Here is a 13,819-nt window from a genome sequence, read left to right on the forward strand (position 1 = left end):
AAGGCGACATTTTTCTTCGCGGCGCGTTGCTATCGTCGGGCGACAAGCAGGATGGGAACCAAGATGGCCGATTATGACCTGGTGATTCGCGGCGGAACGATATTCGACGGACTCGGCCATCGCGGCGAGGCGGCGGACCTTGCGGTCAAGGACGGGCGCATCGTCGCGATCGGCCAGATCGAGGGCAAGGGGCGCGAAGAGATCGAGGCGGCGGGGCGAATCGTCACCCCGGGCTTCGTCGATGTCCACACCCATTATGACGGGCAGGCGCTTTGGGAAAACCGCCTCGCGCCCTCGTCCAACCATGGCGTGACCACCGCTGTCATGGGCAATTGCGGCGTCGGCTTCGCACCCTGCAAACCCCACCAGCGCGACATGCTCGTCGCGGTGATGGAGGGGGTGGAGGATGTTCCCGAGGTCGTGATGACCGAGGGCCTGCCGTGGAACTGGGAAACCTTTCCCGAATATCTCGACGTCCTTGATACCCGCGAACTCGACATCGATATCGCCGCGCAACTGCCGCATTCGGCGCTGCGCGTTTTCGTGATGGGCGAACGCGCGGCCGATCATGAGCCGCCGACCGCCGAGGATCTGGCGCAGATGCGCGCGCTGACGACCGAGGCGATCCATGCTGGGGCGCTGGGGGTCAGCACCTCGCGCAACCTGATGCACCGCACGAAGGCGGGGGAGTTGGCCCCCAGCCTCCATTCCGAAGAGGATGAGCTGATCGCGCTCGCGAACGGCCTGCGCGACGCGGGCGACGGCGTGTACCAGATCATCCCGCGCGTCATGGGACCCGCGGCCGACGAGTTCGCGCTGATGCGCCGGCTCGCCGAGGCATCGGGCCGGCCGCTATCCTATTCGCTGCTCCAGATGCCGACGGGCGACCCCGACGAATGGCGCGTGTCGCTCGACGGGCTGTCGGCGGCGCGAAGCGACGGACTGCCGATCTGCGCCCAGGTCGCGCCGCGGCCGGTGGGGATGCTCTATGGGCTCGATCTCAGCTTCCACCCCTTTTCGCTCCATCCCAGCTTCAGGCCGCTGCTCGACCGGCCGCTGGCGGACAAGGTCGCGGCGATGCGCGATCCGGCGTTCCGGGCGCAACTGCTGTCCGAACGGCCCGAGGACAGCAACCCGGTATCGGTGAAGACGGTGCAGGCGTTCCGCTATGCCTATCCGATGGGTGCGGCGCCCGATTACGAACCCGACCTCGCCGACCGCATCGATACCCGCGCCGCGGCGCTCGGTATCACGGCCGAGGAGCATGCCTATGATTTGCTGCTCGAGCAGGACGGCAAGGCGCTGTTGTACCAGCCGGGCGCCAATTATCGCGACGGAAACCTCGACGCGGTGCACGCCATGCTGGCGCATCCGGGCACGGTCGTCGGCCTCGCCGACGGCGGCGCGCATTATGGCATGATCTGCGACGCCAGCTTTCCCACCTTCTTCCTCAAACGCTGGGCCGCCGATGCCCACCCCGACCAGCGCATCCCGCTCGAAACGGCGATCGCCGCGCTGACCAGCGAACCCGCCGATATGGTCGGGCTTGGCGACCGGGGCCGGCTGACGGTGGGGGCCAAGGCCGATATCAACATCATCGATTTCGACGCGCTGCGCCTCCACAACCCCTCGGTCGTGAACGATCTGCCGGCGGGCGGCCGGCGGTTGCGGCAATTGGCCGATGGCTATGACGCGACCATCGTTTCGGGTGTGGTGACCTATCGGCACGGCCGGCACACCGGCGCCGTGCCGGGACGGCTGGTGCGCGGCGCCCGCCCGCTGGCGGCGTAACAGAACAGCGCCAAAGCCCCGCAGCGCCGATCGACAGGCGGGGCTTCAACCGATCGAAAAGGATGGCGGATGGCGCAGGCGATCATGCTTAGACAATATGGCGACCCGGCGGCGCTGCGCGCCGAGCCGGCCGAGCTTGCGGCATTGGGGCCGGGCGAACTGCGGCTTCGCCAGACCGCCATCGGGGTGAATTTTCACGACATCTATGTGCGGTCGGGCGCCTACAAGACGCTCGCTCTTCCCGGCATACCCGGTCTCGAGGCCGTGGGCACTGTGGAAGCGGTCGGGCAAGCGGCGCGGGGATTTTCGGTTGGCGACCGGGTGGCGTATATCGATTCCTCCTACGGCGCCTATGCCGATGAACGCAATATACGCGCCGACCTGTGTGTGCGCCTGCCCGCGCCGATCGAGGATCGGGTCGCGGGCACGATGTTTCTCAAGGGGCTGACCGCCGCCGTTCTGCTGCACCGCGTCCGGCAGGTGCGGGCGGGCGATACGATCCTCGTCCACGCCGCCGCCGGGGGTGTCGGGCGCCTCCTCGTGCAATGGGCCTCGCATATCGGCGCGCGGGTCATCGGTACGACGGGGTCGCGCGAAAAGGCGACCGCCGCGCGGGCTTATGGCTGCGATGAGGTCATTCTCTATCGCGAGGAGGATGTCGCCGAGCGCGTGCTCGACCTGACCCGCGGCGCCGGCGTCGATATCGTCTATGACGCGGTCGGACGCGACACGTTCGACGGGTCGCTGAAATCGCTGGGCCTGCTTGGCCACCTCGTCAACTATGGCCAGGCGTCCGGACCCGTCGCCCCGTTCGACATCTCGCGGCTGGCGATGAAAGGCCTGACGATCTCACGCCCGGCCTATGCGCACCATATCCGCACCCCCGAAACGCTCCACGCAATCGCCGCCATGTTTTTCGGCGCGATCGAAACGGGGATTCTGAAAGCCGAACGCGGTATCGCCTATCCGCTGACCGACGCGGCGCTGGCGCATCGCGCATTGGAGGACCGGGCCGCGGGGCCCTTTGTCCTCATCCCCTGACCTTCGGGCAAACAGGCGGCGGCGATACGATCGCCAATGTCCGAAACGCCGTACAATGCGGACTAGGCTCGATCGTTTTTGCCGATGGCTGTGTGGTGGGCGCTGACGGGCTCGAACCGCCGACCCTCTCGGTGTAAACGAGATGCTCTACCAACTGAGCTAAGCGCCCCCTTTCGGAGAAGCGCGCCCCTGCCATAAGCCGCCGTCGCTGGCAAGCGGCCGAGCGGAGGTAGCGCGAGGCGCCTTTGTGCATAAACGGAAAATAATCCTTCTCTCCCTAGCGTCCGTCCTTTGGCGGGATGGGGGCGAATATGTCGAACGGCGCGAGGATGAAGGCCCTGCTGCTTGTCGGCGCGGCCATGCTGGCGGCGACCGGCTGCGCGCCCAAGAAGGCGCCGGTCGCGACCGGGTGCCTCGCCGAGGCCGATCGCCATGCCGGCGCCGACGCGATCCGCACCGCGCCGCGGGCGGCGAGCGAGGATCCCCAATTGTGCGAAGGCCTGGCGCTGCTCGCCGAGCGCAAGGCGCTGCCCGCGATCGCGGCGCTGGAGGCCGCGGCCGGGCGCATGGCCGAGGCGGACCGCTGGTCGGCACAGGGCTATCTGGCGCGCGCGCTGGCGCTCGACCGCCAGGGCGAACGCGCGCTGCAAAACTGGGACGAGGCGATCGAGGGCGCGACCCGAACGGGCCATGTCGATCGCGAGACGATCTTTCGCGCCGACCGCGGCCTGCTGTTCGCGCAGCGAAAACAATATGGCCTTGCGCTCGCCGATTTCGAGGCCGTCTATCGCCGGGCGAAGCAGCCGAAGGCCAAATCCGAAATGGCGTATATGGCGCTCAAAGTCTCGGTATCGGCCGGCAACCTGGCGTCGGTCGAGCGCTGGTACCCGCTGGCGGTCCGCGCCGCCGAGGCGGTTGGCGATGCGACGAAAATCGCTTATGCGACCCAGTTTTACGGCCAGATGCTCGACGAGCGGCAGGATTATGACGCGAGCGCGAAACTCTATCAGCGAGGCGTCGATCGTATCGAGGCGACGGGCAGCAAATATCTGCACGCCGAGATGCTGGAATTTCAGGGCCAGTCGCGCTTCGCGGCGGGCGACTATCGCGGCGGCGAACGCGCCTATGCGCAGGCGGCCGAGATGTTCCGCCAGGCCGGGCGGGCCGACTATGCCGCCTTCCTCGAAAAAAATCTGAAGGCGAGCACCGGGCGGTTCGAGGCGGGCCACGCCTGCGCCGCGCTCGTCGAAGAGCGGCGCTATGACGCCGCAGCCGCGGCGGTGAGCGACATCCCGCGCGAGCGGCGCAGCTTCGGCGCGAAAACCTGCCTCGTCGATGCGCTCGACGGCGCCGGCGACACCGGCCGCGCCCGCCGCGAACTGGACGATCTGCTGACGTCGACCGAACCGGGCGGCTGGCCTTGCGACGAGCTGAAGGCGCTGTCCAGGCGGGTGGGCCATGCGCCGCCTATAAAATCGTCGGTCCCCGGTCCACCGCCCGCGGCGCGGCCGGCCCCGCCGCAGACATGCGCCGAAGCGATCGCGCAGGCCGAGGCCTATTCCTCCAGCGCCTCGAAATAACGCGCCAGCGCATCGAAGGCGGCGTCGGCAAGCCCGATGAAGATGCGGCGGCCATCTTGCGGATCGGCCTCGCGCACGAACAGCCCGGCGTCGGTCATCGTCTTGATCCAGCGCAGCGCGGTCGTCGCGGGGACCGCGGCGGCGATGCACAGGCTCGATACCGACACCGGCTGGCGTTCGAGCCGCGCGGCGTACAGGTCGAGCAGCATGTCCCACGCCGGATCGGCGAACAGGTCGGCGGGGAAATATTGTTCGCGCATCCGGCGCTGGCGCAGCATCCGGCGCACCGCTTTGGCGCGCTGGCGATGCACGGTGCGTTCCTCGGGTTCGAAGCTGCGCGGGCCTGCGGCGTAATCGCGCGCCGGCGAACGGACGAGGCCGCCGGACTCGCCAAAATTCTCTTCGCGCGGCGCCAGCGCGGGCGGCGTGCCGGCGAGGCCGCGCTGGCCCGACAGGTCGCCGAGCAGCCGCGCGATGCGCGCGACCTCGTCCTGCAACCGGTCGATCCGTTCCATCGCCTCGTCGCGCGCGATGTCATGGACCGCCATGCACAGCGACCGCGAGGCCGCGGCGAGCGCGACGAGGCGGTCGGCGGCATCGGCATCGACCAGCCATTCGGTGCGGATCGACGCCGGGACCATCGCCGCGACGCGGTCGAGCGCGCCGAGCGCGGTTTCGCACACCAAAGCGCATTCCATCGCGAGCACCGCATCGCAAATTTCGGCGAGCGTCTCGCTTTCGATCGTCTCGGCGTCGATCAGCCAGACGATATCGGGCAGCGCCATGGTGCGCAGATGGGCGGCAATCCGGGTCGGCGGGATATGGTCGACCACCCGCGCCCGCCCGGTGCGCGTCAGATCGGCGCCGATCGCCCGCGGCCCGACGAAAAGCACCGCCGCCGGGCCGACGTCGGCATCGGCGGGCGCATCCCACCGCGGCGGGGCAAGTGAGTCGAAGCGAACCGGCGGCAAGGCCGATATCCGCGGGTCCGTGTCGATCCTATGGTCCATCGTGCCGCCCCTTTCCTCGCCGTGTCTCCGCCTTGGCGTCCTTATGTCGTCAAAATGGGGAATTATCCCCTTCCCATACGTAGATTGACTCTGCTCGCGCCATAGCTAGGTTCCGCTCCAATACGGAGGGGTGGGATGGCTCAAAAAATCGGTAATGCGGACCTGTTCAGTGATCCGCCGCTGGAGTTTGAGTTCGACGGGGTCGCTATCCCGTCGAACCACTCCATTTTTAAACTGTTCCCGGGAAAGACCTACCGGCTCGCCAAAGCAATGCGCGAGGCAAGCTTTGCCTTTCTGGATATCCACGGTCTTGAATCGTTGCCCGGCGAGCCTTCGGGCTGGCAAGATGAAGATTTGCTCAAAGTCATTTCGATGGATCGGATGCTTCGGGAAAGCGCGCTTCACGGTAAGAAGCGCAAAGCTCGTCGAGGTAGTGAACAGGATAAAAAGAGGCTGGGCTACCTCAAAAATTTATTCTTCGAGGCGAAGCGCGGCGACCTTGTGCTAGTCCCGCTGGGCGAGGGGTATGGCAGTCAGATTGCAGTCGGGGAAATCGACAGCGCTGCCGGAGACGTTCGGAAAATCGAATATACCAGCGACGAGGAAAAATACTCTGCGTTCGGTCGCCGTGTTCGGTGGCTAGCCCTGCTGGAACGTCGGCGTCTATCCAAGGAGCTTGTCAGCTCTATTCATTCTCCGACCGCCTTCCACTTGATAAAGGACCAATTTCGCGAAGAAATCTATCTTGGCGCGTATGGGACTTTCACATTCAATGATATTTACGTAGCGAAATTTGATTCTATCAAGGAACAGTTCACTGCTCAAGATTACGCCAATATCGGCGTTCTTTTCAACGGATTAGCGGTAGTTCATGACCTGTCGAAAGAGAACGAAACATCCGGCGAGGGGTTTTACGAACTCGCGGTATCTGACGAAAGCTCGGCCACCATCGAGCTTCATAGAAACTCTCCGATCAGTGTAGTTTTGAGAACGATCGGACCGCTAGCATGGACCGCCGCCGTCATTTTTTCCGGGTCAGCCGAAGGCAAAGACACTCAGCAACTTCAAAGCGTCGAAGTCGAGGCGCGTCAGGTCGGGACTGCTGGAAACAAGTGCAAGATTGAGGTTCCCCCAGACGTTGCGGCGGCTGCCGAAGGCTTTGGGATCAACCGCTACAAAACTTTCTGCAAGGTGCGGGCTCGCGTTGAAACGGATGCTACGGTCCGATCTCCAGCGCGATTGAAAAAGCCCTCCAAAAAGACTAAATAGGGGATGAAATGGCGTCAGTTCCGGCCCCCGTACCCATGACCGCTTGGCGGCGATTCCGCCAGTGGGGAGCTGTGCCTGGCGCTAAGCTTCTGGATTACCTCAAGGCTATGAGTGCGTGGTTTGTGCCGATGTTAATCACGGCGGCAGCCACGGCGTATCTTTCATATTATTATAACCAGAAGGCCAACTCAGAATTGGCTGTGCAGCAGCAGACTTTCTCTGATCTTCAATCGTTCCGCAACAGCGGCGGCGATCTTGATACGGCGTTCAGCGCGCTCAGTGACGCCATAATTGACGGGAGGGGATTGGAAGAATCGAAAGCCAAGATGCGCGCCGCCCTCTCCCGGCATATCTCTGACTCGTTGGCCAATGAAAAGGCTCTGGGGAGTTCGTCCAAAGCTTACATCACGGGTCTGGGTAAACTGAGGTTCACCGTTGACGCTTTGGACGAAGAGAACGTTGAGACGGCTTCTCAACTCTGGGAGCAATCGCTCAGCCTATTATCGCAGCGGCGAAAGCTTATTTCATCGGCTCAATCAAGGATCACTCAGTGATGATCACGCTCAAGCAAGCCATGGAGTCCGGTAAGTTAGATCAATTCATCGCCGAACACCCCGAGGTGCAAGGCGATGAGGTCGCGTTCAACCGCGCCGTTCAGGCAATGGCCCAAACGTCGAAAGAAGCTCGTCCAGCATCACAGAAGGGCGGCTCCGACGATTGAAGCGGTACTCCGCTTCCTTCGCGTACTTTTCCAGATGCTTCGCGCTGACGTGAATGTAGGTGCCAGCAATCGACCGCTTTAGCTGACCCCAGAAGCTTTCGATCCCGTTGACCGACGAACCTTGCGGGCTGACGTACTCGCCCGCGCCATGGTTCACCGTCATGTGGAAATAGCCCTCAGCGTTGACCGTCTGGTATGAGCTAAGTTCGTCGGTGTGGACGATGCTGTGCTGCTTGACGTTCGCCTTGATGATCGGGAGCAGGGTCGAACGCTTCTGGTTCGGCACAACCTTGGTCATCACGTTGCCGCCGCGCTCCATCATGCCCATGACGACCGACTTGTTCGACATGCGGCCTTCTTCGGCGGTGGCCTTGCCCCCGATGATGGTTTCATCGACCTCTACGTGCTTCGTGAAGCCGCCCAGCGGGGCTTCGCCGTCAACGTCGCCCATGTGCTTGCGGATAAGGTCGGCCATGCGCCACGCGGTCTTGTACGTGACGCCTAGCTGGCGCTGCAATTCCTTGGCGGCGACACCGTTGCGCGTCGTCGTGAACAGGAAGATCGCATAGAACCACGATTGCAGCGGGGTGCGGGTCTTTTCGAACGGGGTGCCCACGGTCGGGTGCAGGTGATGACCGCACCACTGGCAGGAATAGGCGCGCTCCGCTTTGATGCGGAACCACTTGGAAGCGCGCTCGCAACGCGGGCACTCGAAGCCCTGCCCAAAACGGACATCAAACAGGTGATTGAGGCAAGTTTCCTCGTTCGGGAAACGCTTGAAAAACTGCGCGATGGTCTGGGGCTTGTTGCTCATGTAACGCTTTTACGCGGTTTCGTTACGTATGGCAAGGGGATAATTCCCTCAAAATGGCGATATTCACCTTTTGTTCGTTCCAGAGTGCCGCCGATCCGGATGCTGACCGATGATAGCCAGCCTTTGATCCGGATCGCGCGGGTGGAATAACATCCATTTTGGACATGTTTTGTTCTCCTCGTCAATCCCCTATTCGCGCTTGCCAGACCCGCGCCATCCCCGCACTGATCGCGATACCATGCTGCCGCGCCCCTCCCTCTCCACCCGCCTGCGCTGGCGGCGGCGCCTCCGCTCGCTGGGCGCCTTGCTGCTCCTTGCGGCGATGGCGGGCGCGGTCTGGTTCGCGCAGCCGGCACCGACCCGGACCATCCCGCTCGTCCATGTCATCGACGGCGACAGCCTCACCGTGACGCACGACGGCGCCGCGCGCACGATTCGCCTGACCGGGCTCGATGCCGTCGAATATCGCCAGGATTGCGCGCGCGCCGATGGCCGCCGCTGGGCCTGCGGGCACGAGGCGCGCGCCGCGCTCGCGCGCCTTGCCGGGCGAGGGCCGCTGCACTGCACGCTGGCGGCGAAGGACAAATATGGCCGCACCCTCGCCGCCTGCCGCACCCGGCCCGAACCCGACGGCGTCGATCTGGCGACCGAAATGATCCGCCAGGGCTGGGCGGTCGCCACCGACGACGCCCACCTGCCCGACGAGGGCGAAGCGCAGCTTGCGCGGCGCGGGATCTGGCAGGGCGATTTCGACCGGCCCGCCGACTGGCGCGCGGTGCACGAACGCGCCGCGACCGCCGTCGGCGCCGCGGCGGCCGACCGCTGACGACGCACGGCTTTCCGCCGCGCGCTTTTGCGGCTAGGGCGGGCGGATGAACGGCCTTTTTCCTGTGATGATCGGCGGCGCCCTCGGCGCCGGCGCGCGGCACCTCGTCGGCGGCGCGATGCTCGCGCGCCTCGGTCCCGGCTTCCCCTGGTGGACACTGTCGATCAATATCGCCGGCAGCCTGTTGATGGGCGTGCTGATCGGCTGGCTCGCGCGCAGCGGCGGGACCGAAGCGGCGCGCCTGTTCTTCGGCGTCGGCGTGCTCGGCGGCTTCACGACCTTCTCGGCTTTCAGCATGGAGTTCTGGACGCTGTTCGAACGCGGACAGAGCGCACAGGCCTTCACCTATGTCCTCGCCTCGGTGGTCGGCGCGATCGCCGCCTGCGGTCTCGGCCTGCTCGTCATGCGGCAGGTGCCGGCATGAGCAAGATCGACATGGACGGCGCAACGATCGCCGAAGAGGACGACGGCATCCGGCTCGACCGCTGGTTCAAACGCCATCGCGCCGGGACGCCGCACGCGCTGCTCGCGCGCTGGGCGCGGTCGGGGCAGCTGACGCTCGACGGCAAAAAGGCCGATGTGTCGGACCGCATCGCGACCGGGCAGACCCTCGTCATGCCGTCGCCGCCGGTCGAGACCGCCGCACGTCCGGCACGCAAGGGCCGCGCGCTGACCGACGCCGATGTCGAACTCGCGACCGGCATGCTGATCCACCGCGACGCAAGCGCGCTGGTGCTCAACAAGCTGCCGGGACTCGCGACGCAGGGCGGCACCAAGACCGAACAGCATGTCGACGGGCTGCTCGACGCGTTGAAATTCGACGGACCGACACGGCCGAAGCTCGTACACCGGCTCGACAAGGACACGTCGGGTGCGCTGCTGATCGCGCGCACGCCAAAAGCGGCCGCCTATTTCGCCAAGAGTTTTTCGAACCGCAGCGCGAAAAAGACCTATTGGGCGCTGATCGTCGGGGTTCCTGAAATCCAGCAGGGCGAGATCGACCTGCCGCTCGCCAAACAGCCCGGATCGGGCGGCGAGAAAATGCATGTCCATGACGACGGCCTGCCATCGAAGACGCGCTACCGCGTCATCGAGCGCGCCGGGAACAGCGCGGCGTGGGTCGAGCTGCAACCGCTGACCGGGCGCACCCACCAGCTGCGCGTCCATATGGCGGCGATCGGCCACCCGATCGTCGGCGACGGCAAATATGGCGGCAAGGGCGCGTTCCTGACCGGGACGATCAGTCGCAAGATGCATCTGCACAGCCGGCGCCTCCGCATCGACCATCCCGACGGCGGCGCGATCGACATAAGCGCCGAGGTGCCCGACCATTTCGCCGCAAGCCTCGACGCGCTGGGCTTCGACACCCTGCTCGGCCAGATCGGCATCGACGCGCAGGAAAAAGGTCCGCCGCCCAAATCGGCGCTGAAGGCGCAGGCGAAGGCGCACAGCAAGCAAATCCGCAAGGCCCGGCGCGGCGAACGGCGCGGGCGCACCGCCGACAGCAAGCCGACCGACTTCGTCGGCAAGCCGAAGCCCAAACCCAAGGCCAAATCGGGCAAGCCGACGACGCCGAAACCCGCCGGCAAGAAACCGACCGCGAAAAAGCACCCGGCGCAGCCCGCCAAGCCGCGCTGATGCATCCCGATCCCGCCTTTCGGCCCAAGGACGACGACCTCGCCGCGCTGCTGGTGCGCGAGATCGGCTTCGCCGCGATTTTCGCAAGCACCCCCGACGGCCCGCGCGTCGCGCACGCGCCGGTGGTGCTGAGCGAAGATACCAGCACGCTGCAATTCCACCTGTCGCGCGGCAACGGGCTGGCCCGGCATCTCGATGGCGCCGCGGCGCTCGCGGTGGTGCAGGGTCCCGACGCCTATGTCAGCGCGAGCTGGTACGCCGCGCCCGACCAGGTCCCGACCTGGAATTATGTCGCGGTCGAAATGGAGGGCAAGGCCCGCAAACTCGACCGCGAGGCGCTGATCCGCCAGCTCGACACACTGTCGGCGCACCATGAAGCGCGTATCGGCATCGACCCGCCATGGACGCGCGACAAGATGAGTCCGGCGATTTTCGGCAAGATGGCGGATGCGATCACCGGGTTCGAAATGACCATCACCGCCTGGCGCCCGACGCTGAAGCTGTCGCAGAACAAACCCGCCGACGAGCGCGCACGCGTGGCGGAGGGCCTGAAGGCGCAGGGCCATGGCGCGCTCGCCCATTTGATGGACCAGCTCGCTGGTCGAGGAGAAAGACGATGACCGCCGCCGACGAAGCGCTCGCCAAGAAACGCTATTTCGCGATCAACCTGATGCGCATCATCGGCGCGCTGCTCATCATGGCGGGCTTTCTGCTCGTCGCGGGGCGCTGGGACCTGGCGGGGCAACCGACCGACCGCTATATCGGCATCGCGGTGGTGCTGATGGGCGCGTTCGATTTTGCGGTTTTTCCGCTGCTGCTCGCGCGCCGCTGGCGGACGCCCAAAGAGCTATGAAGCGTTTCTGGAAAGAGGCCAGCGTCGTCGAGGAGGGCGGCGGCTGGGGTATCGCGCTCGACCGGCGCCCGGTGCGGACCCCGCAGCGCGCGCCGCTCGCGGTCGCAAACCCCGCGCTTGCCGAGGCGATCGCCGCCGAATGGCAGGCGCAGGGCGAGACCGTCGATCCCGCGGCCATGCCGCTGACCGGCCTCGCCAACGCGGCGATCGATCTGGCGATGCCGGGCCCCGCCGCCTTTGCCGAACCTGTCGCGGCTTATGCCGCGACCGACCTCTTCTGTTATCGCGACGACCGCGACGCCTTGCTGCAGGCTGAGCAGGCGGCGGCATGGAACCCGCTGCTGGCCTGGGCCGAGGCGCGGTACGGGGTCGAGTTCGAGATTACGCGGGGCATTTTACCGATCGACCAGCCGCCCGCGACGGTGGCGGCGTTGCGCGCGGCGGTGCTTGCGCTCGATCCGTGGCGGATGACGGCGCTGACCCCGCTGGTGACCATCGGCGGGTCGCTGGTCGCGGGGCTTGCAATGGTCGAGGGGGCGTTCGATCCCGAGGATTTGTGGTCGGCGGTCAGCCTCGACGAGCATTATCAGGAGCGGCGCTGGGGCGCCGATGCCCTGGCGCAGGCGCAACGCGCGGCGCACAAGCGCGACTGGGACAATGCGGTGCGGTTTTTGGGATTGCTTTGATTTCGATCCTCCCTGTCGCGAAGCGATGGGGAGGTGGCAGCGCGGAGCGCTGACGGAGGGGCCGACGCCATAAACGCCGGTTTGCGGCTGCATTGCCCCTCCACCACCCGCTTTGCGGGCGGTCCCCCTCCCCATGGCTTCGCCACAGGGAGGATTTTTCAGTCCGCGAAATTCGGCGCCCGCTTTTCCATCCCCGCCATCACCGCCTCGATCTGGTTCGGGGTGCGGATCACCAGCACCTGCTCATCGCTCTCGGCCTGCAAAATCTCGGCGTCGCTTGCGTCGGCGAGCATGTTGCACAGCCGCTTGGCGCCGCGGATCGCGTGCGGATTCTTGTTCGCGATCACCGCCGCGAGGTCCATCGCCTTCGCCAGCGGGTCGTCCGAGACATGCGTCGCGAACCCCAGCAGCTTCGCCTCCGACCCGTTGAATTCGCGGTTGGTATAGATCATCTCGCGCAGCACATCGTCGGCGACCTGGGTGCGCCACAGCGCCATGCCGGCAACGTCGGGGACGAGGCCCCAGCGCATTTCCATGATCGCGATGCGCGTATCGGGGTGGACGATGCGGATATCGGCGGCGGCCATGATCTGGCTGCCTGCGCCGAACGCAACGCCGTGCACCGCCGCGATCACCGGCACCGGCAGCTCGCGCCAGCCCCACGCCGCATATTGGGCGTTATTCGAAACCCCGCGGGTGCGGTCGGACAGCGTGCCGCCCGCGCTGCTCGCGCCCGGATCGCGGTCGGCGCTGAGGCTCGACAGGTCGAGTCCGGCACAGAAAGCGCGCCCCTCACCCGACAGCACGACGACGCGGAGGCCCGCGGTCGCCTTGAGCTGGTCGATCGCCTCGGCCAGCGCCGCCCACATCGCCGCGTCGAGCGCGTTCATCTTGTCGGCGCGGATCAGCCGGACGTCGGCGATGCCACCTTCCAGCATGGTGATCGAAATGCGGTCTTTCATTCAGGCTTCCTTGGAGAGCGCCGCTGCGACGAGCGGCAGTTGGTCGTTTCCGAAATACATGTCGTCGCGATCGACGAAGATCGTCGGCGAGCCATAGCCGCCGCGCGCGATCACTTCCTCGGTATTGGTCCGCAGCCGCGCCTTGACCGCATCGCTGCCCGCCGCCGCCGCGAGCGCCGCGCCATCGAGTCCCTCGGCATCCGCGACCGCCGTCAGCACCGCGACATCGTCGAGATTCTCCTGCCGGTCGAAATAGCTCGCGAAGGCGGCGCGCGCGAATCGCACCAGTGCCGCCTGATCGTCCTCGAGCGCGCAGCAGAAACGCATCGCCGCGATGCTCTTCGCCGGATGCCATTGCGACGGGAAATTCATCGGCACGCCCGCGAGCCGCGCCCAGTCCTTCAGCACCTTCCAGCTGTGCTGCAGCCGCCGGTTGTCGGCTTGTTCGCGCGCCGCATAGACTGCGGGGTTCACCGCGTTGAACACCCCGCCGACCAGGATCGGGCGGTAACGCGCGCTCGCCCCGGCCCGTTCGAGCACGCCCGGCAAATTGTGGAAAGCGAGACAGGTCCAGGGCGAGGACAGGTCAAAAAAGAATTCGACGCGTTCTTTCACCCCGGACCTCCCT

Annotated in this window: 15 protein-coding genes and 1 tRNA gene; 11 read left to right on the forward strand and 5 right to left on the reverse strand. The window is 65.7% G+C overall.

Annotated elements, in window-relative coordinates; translation table 11 throughout:
* The first annotated feature begins 51 nt into the window (after positions 1–51).
* Together AC07U1_RS02380 and AC07U1_RS02385 are read left to right on the forward strand one after the other, a co-directional pair.
* On the forward strand, positions 52–1,791 hold the full coding sequence (locus tag AC07U1_RS02380) for an N-acyl-D-amino-acid deacylase family protein (RefSeq protein WP_495197631.1): 1,740 nt from the start codon (positions 52–54) through the stop codon (positions 1,789–1,791).
* A gap of 69 nt (positions 1,792–1,860) precedes the next feature.
* Entirely contained in the window at positions 1,861–2,832 is a 972-nt protein-coding gene (locus AC07U1_RS02385; RefSeq protein ID WP_495178827.1) for a quinone oxidoreductase family protein, read from the forward strand.
* Positions 2,833–2,925: 93 nt separating this feature from the next.
* On the opposite strand, the gene AC07U1_RS02390 is transcribed toward AC07U1_RS02385, so the two are convergent.
* Positions 2,926–3,001, reverse strand: a tRNA-Val gene (locus AC07U1_RS02390).
* A gap of 160 nt (positions 3,002–3,161) precedes the next feature.
* Between AC07U1_RS02390 and AC07U1_RS02395 the strand changes: the two genes are divergently transcribed.
* A complete protein-coding gene (locus tag AC07U1_RS02395) occupies positions 3,162–4,412 on the forward strand; it encodes a hypothetical protein (RefSeq protein WP_495178828.1) in 1,251 nt (416 codons plus the stop codon).
* On the opposite strand, the gene AC07U1_RS02400 is transcribed toward AC07U1_RS02395, so the two are convergent.
* The gene (locus tag AC07U1_RS02400; RefSeq protein ID WP_495178829.1) at positions 4,388–5,422 is read right to left on the reverse strand and encodes a MarR family transcriptional regulator; all 1,035 of its coding nucleotides are present in this window, start codon (positions 5,420–5,422) and stop codon (positions 4,388–4,390) included. The two genes, AC07U1_RS02395 and AC07U1_RS02400, sit on opposite strands and share 25 nt — an antisense overlap.
* A gap of 135 nt (positions 5,423–5,557) precedes the next feature.
* Here AC07U1_RS02400 and AC07U1_RS02405 point away from each other — a divergent pair, with 135 nt between their 5' ends.
* Both AC07U1_RS02405 and AC07U1_RS02410 read left to right on the forward strand, forming a co-directional pair.
* Positions 5,558–6,691: a hypothetical protein gene (locus tag AC07U1_RS02405; protein ID WP_495178830.1), complete on the forward strand. Its 1,134-nt coding sequence runs from the start codon at positions 5,558–5,560 to the stop codon at positions 6,689–6,691.
* An 8-nt stretch (positions 6,692–6,699) separates the two neighbouring features.
* The gene (locus AC07U1_RS02410) at positions 6,700–7,245 is read left to right on the forward strand and encodes a hypothetical protein (RefSeq protein ID WP_495178831.1); all 546 of its coding nucleotides are present in this window, start codon (positions 6,700–6,702) and stop codon (positions 7,243–7,245) included.
* Positions 7,246–7,332: 87 nt separating this feature from the next.
* Here AC07U1_RS02410 and AC07U1_RS02415 read toward each other — a convergent pair whose 3' ends face one another.
* Positions 7,333–8,226 (reverse strand): IS1595 family transposase, encoded by an 894-nt coding sequence (locus AC07U1_RS02415; protein ID WP_495178832.1) that lies wholly within the window; start codon positions 8,224–8,226, stop codon positions 7,333–7,335.
* 238 nt (positions 8,227–8,464) lie between these two features.
* Here AC07U1_RS02415 and AC07U1_RS02420 point away from each other — a divergent pair, with 238 nt between their 5' ends.
* Genes AC07U1_RS02420 through AC07U1_RS02445 form a run of 6 tightly spaced genes read left to right on the forward strand, consistent with a single transcriptional unit; the run spans position 8,465 to position 12,229 of the window.
* The gene (locus AC07U1_RS02420) at positions 8,465–9,052 is read left to right on the forward strand and encodes a thermonuclease family protein (RefSeq protein WP_495178833.1); all 588 of its coding nucleotides are present in this window, start codon (positions 8,465–8,467) and stop codon (positions 9,050–9,052) included.
* A gap of 46 nt (positions 9,053–9,098) precedes the next feature.
* Positions 9,099–9,476 carry a fluoride efflux transporter CrcB gene (gene crcB / locus AC07U1_RS02425; protein ID WP_492735808.1) on the forward strand — a complete coding sequence of 126 codons (378 nt, stop codon included), beginning with the start codon at positions 9,099–9,101 and terminating at the stop codon, positions 9,474–9,476.
* The gene (locus AC07U1_RS02430; RefSeq protein ID WP_495178834.1) at positions 9,473–10,690 is read left to right on the forward strand and encodes an RluA family pseudouridine synthase; all 1,218 of its coding nucleotides are present in this window, start codon (positions 9,473–9,475) and stop codon (positions 10,688–10,690) included. The genes crcB and AC07U1_RS02430 overlap by 4 nt, the downstream gene beginning before the upstream one ends.
* Complete coding sequence (locus AC07U1_RS02435; protein WP_495178835.1) at positions 10,690–11,310, forward strand: FMN-binding negative transcriptional regulator; 621 nt, start codon at positions 10,690–10,692, stop codon at positions 11,308–11,310. Before AC07U1_RS02430 ends, AC07U1_RS02435 begins: the two co-directional genes overlap by 1 nt.
* Positions 11,307–11,543, forward strand: a complete 237-nt coding sequence (locus AC07U1_RS02440; RefSeq protein ID WP_056344294.1) for a hypothetical protein — start codon at positions 11,307–11,309, stop codon at positions 11,541–11,543. Before AC07U1_RS02435 ends, AC07U1_RS02440 begins: the two co-directional genes overlap by 4 nt.
* Entirely contained in the window at positions 11,540–12,229 is a 690-nt protein-coding gene (locus AC07U1_RS02445) for an ATP12 family chaperone protein (RefSeq protein ID WP_495178836.1), read from the forward strand. The genes AC07U1_RS02440 and AC07U1_RS02445 overlap by 4 nt, the downstream gene beginning before the upstream one ends.
* Positions 12,230–12,387: 158 nt before the next feature.
* Here the strand turns inward: AC07U1_RS02445 and AC07U1_RS02450 are convergent, their stop codons facing one another.
* The gene (locus tag AC07U1_RS02450; RefSeq protein WP_187139130.1) at positions 12,388–13,191 is read right to left on the reverse strand and encodes a crotonase/enoyl-CoA hydratase family protein; all 804 of its coding nucleotides are present in this window, start codon (positions 13,189–13,191) and stop codon (positions 12,388–12,390) included.
* A complete protein-coding gene (locus AC07U1_RS02455) occupies positions 13,192–13,806 on the reverse strand; it encodes a 2-hydroxychromene-2-carboxylate isomerase (protein WP_495178837.1) in 615 nt (204 codons plus the stop codon).
* Positions 13,807–13,819 lie beyond the last annotated feature (13 nt).

The organism is Sphingopyxis sp. GW821-FHT02C12 (assembly GCF_059421785.1).

Excerpts from the sequence above, each read along its gene's own strand:
- AC07U1_RS02380 (WP_495197631.1), top strand. The coding sequence starts at position 52 with ATGGGAACCAAGATGGCCGATTATGACCTGGTGATTCGCGGCGGAACG.
- AC07U1_RS02385 (WP_495178827.1), top strand. The coding sequence starts at position 1,861 with ATGGCGCAGGCGATCATGCTTAGACAATATGGCGACCCGGCGGCGCTG.
- AC07U1_RS02395 (WP_495178828.1), top strand. The coding sequence starts at position 3,162 with ATGAAGGCCCTGCTGCTTGTCGGCGCGGCCATGCTGGCGGCGACCGGC.
- AC07U1_RS02400 (WP_495178829.1), bottom strand. The coding sequence starts at position 5,422 with ATGGACCATAGGATCGACACGGACCCGCGGATATCGGCCTTGCCGCCG.
- AC07U1_RS02405 (WP_495178830.1), top strand. The coding sequence starts at position 5,558 with ATGGCTCAAAAAATCGGTAATGCGGACCTGTTCAGTGATCCGCCGCTG.
- AC07U1_RS02410 (WP_495178831.1), top strand. The coding sequence starts at position 6,700 with ATGGCGTCAGTTCCGGCCCCCGTACCCATGACCGCTTGGCGGCGATTC.
- AC07U1_RS02415 (WP_495178832.1), bottom strand. The coding sequence starts at position 8,226 with ATGAGCAACAAGCCCCAGACCATCGCGCAGTTTTTCAAGCGTTTCCCG.
- AC07U1_RS02420 (WP_495178833.1), top strand. The coding sequence starts at position 8,465 with ATGCTGCCGCGCCCCTCCCTCTCCACCCGCCTGCGCTGGCGGCGGCGC.
- crcB (WP_492735808.1), top strand. The coding sequence starts at position 9,099 with ATGAACGGCCTTTTTCCTGTGATGATCGGCGGCGCCCTCGGCGCCGGC.
- AC07U1_RS02430 (WP_495178834.1), top strand. The coding sequence starts at position 9,473 with ATGAGCAAGATCGACATGGACGGCGCAACGATCGCCGAAGAGGACGAC.
- AC07U1_RS02435 (WP_495178835.1), top strand. The coding sequence starts at position 10,690 with ATGCATCCCGATCCCGCCTTTCGGCCCAAGGACGACGACCTCGCCGCG.
- AC07U1_RS02440 (WP_056344294.1), top strand. The coding sequence starts at position 11,307 with ATGACCGCCGCCGACGAAGCGCTCGCCAAGAAACGCTATTTCGCGATC.
- AC07U1_RS02445 (WP_495178836.1), top strand. The coding sequence starts at position 11,540 with ATGAAGCGTTTCTGGAAAGAGGCCAGCGTCGTCGAGGAGGGCGGCGGC.
- AC07U1_RS02450 (WP_187139130.1), bottom strand. The coding sequence starts at position 13,191 with ATGAAAGACCGCATTTCGATCACCATGCTGGAAGGTGGCATCGCCGAC.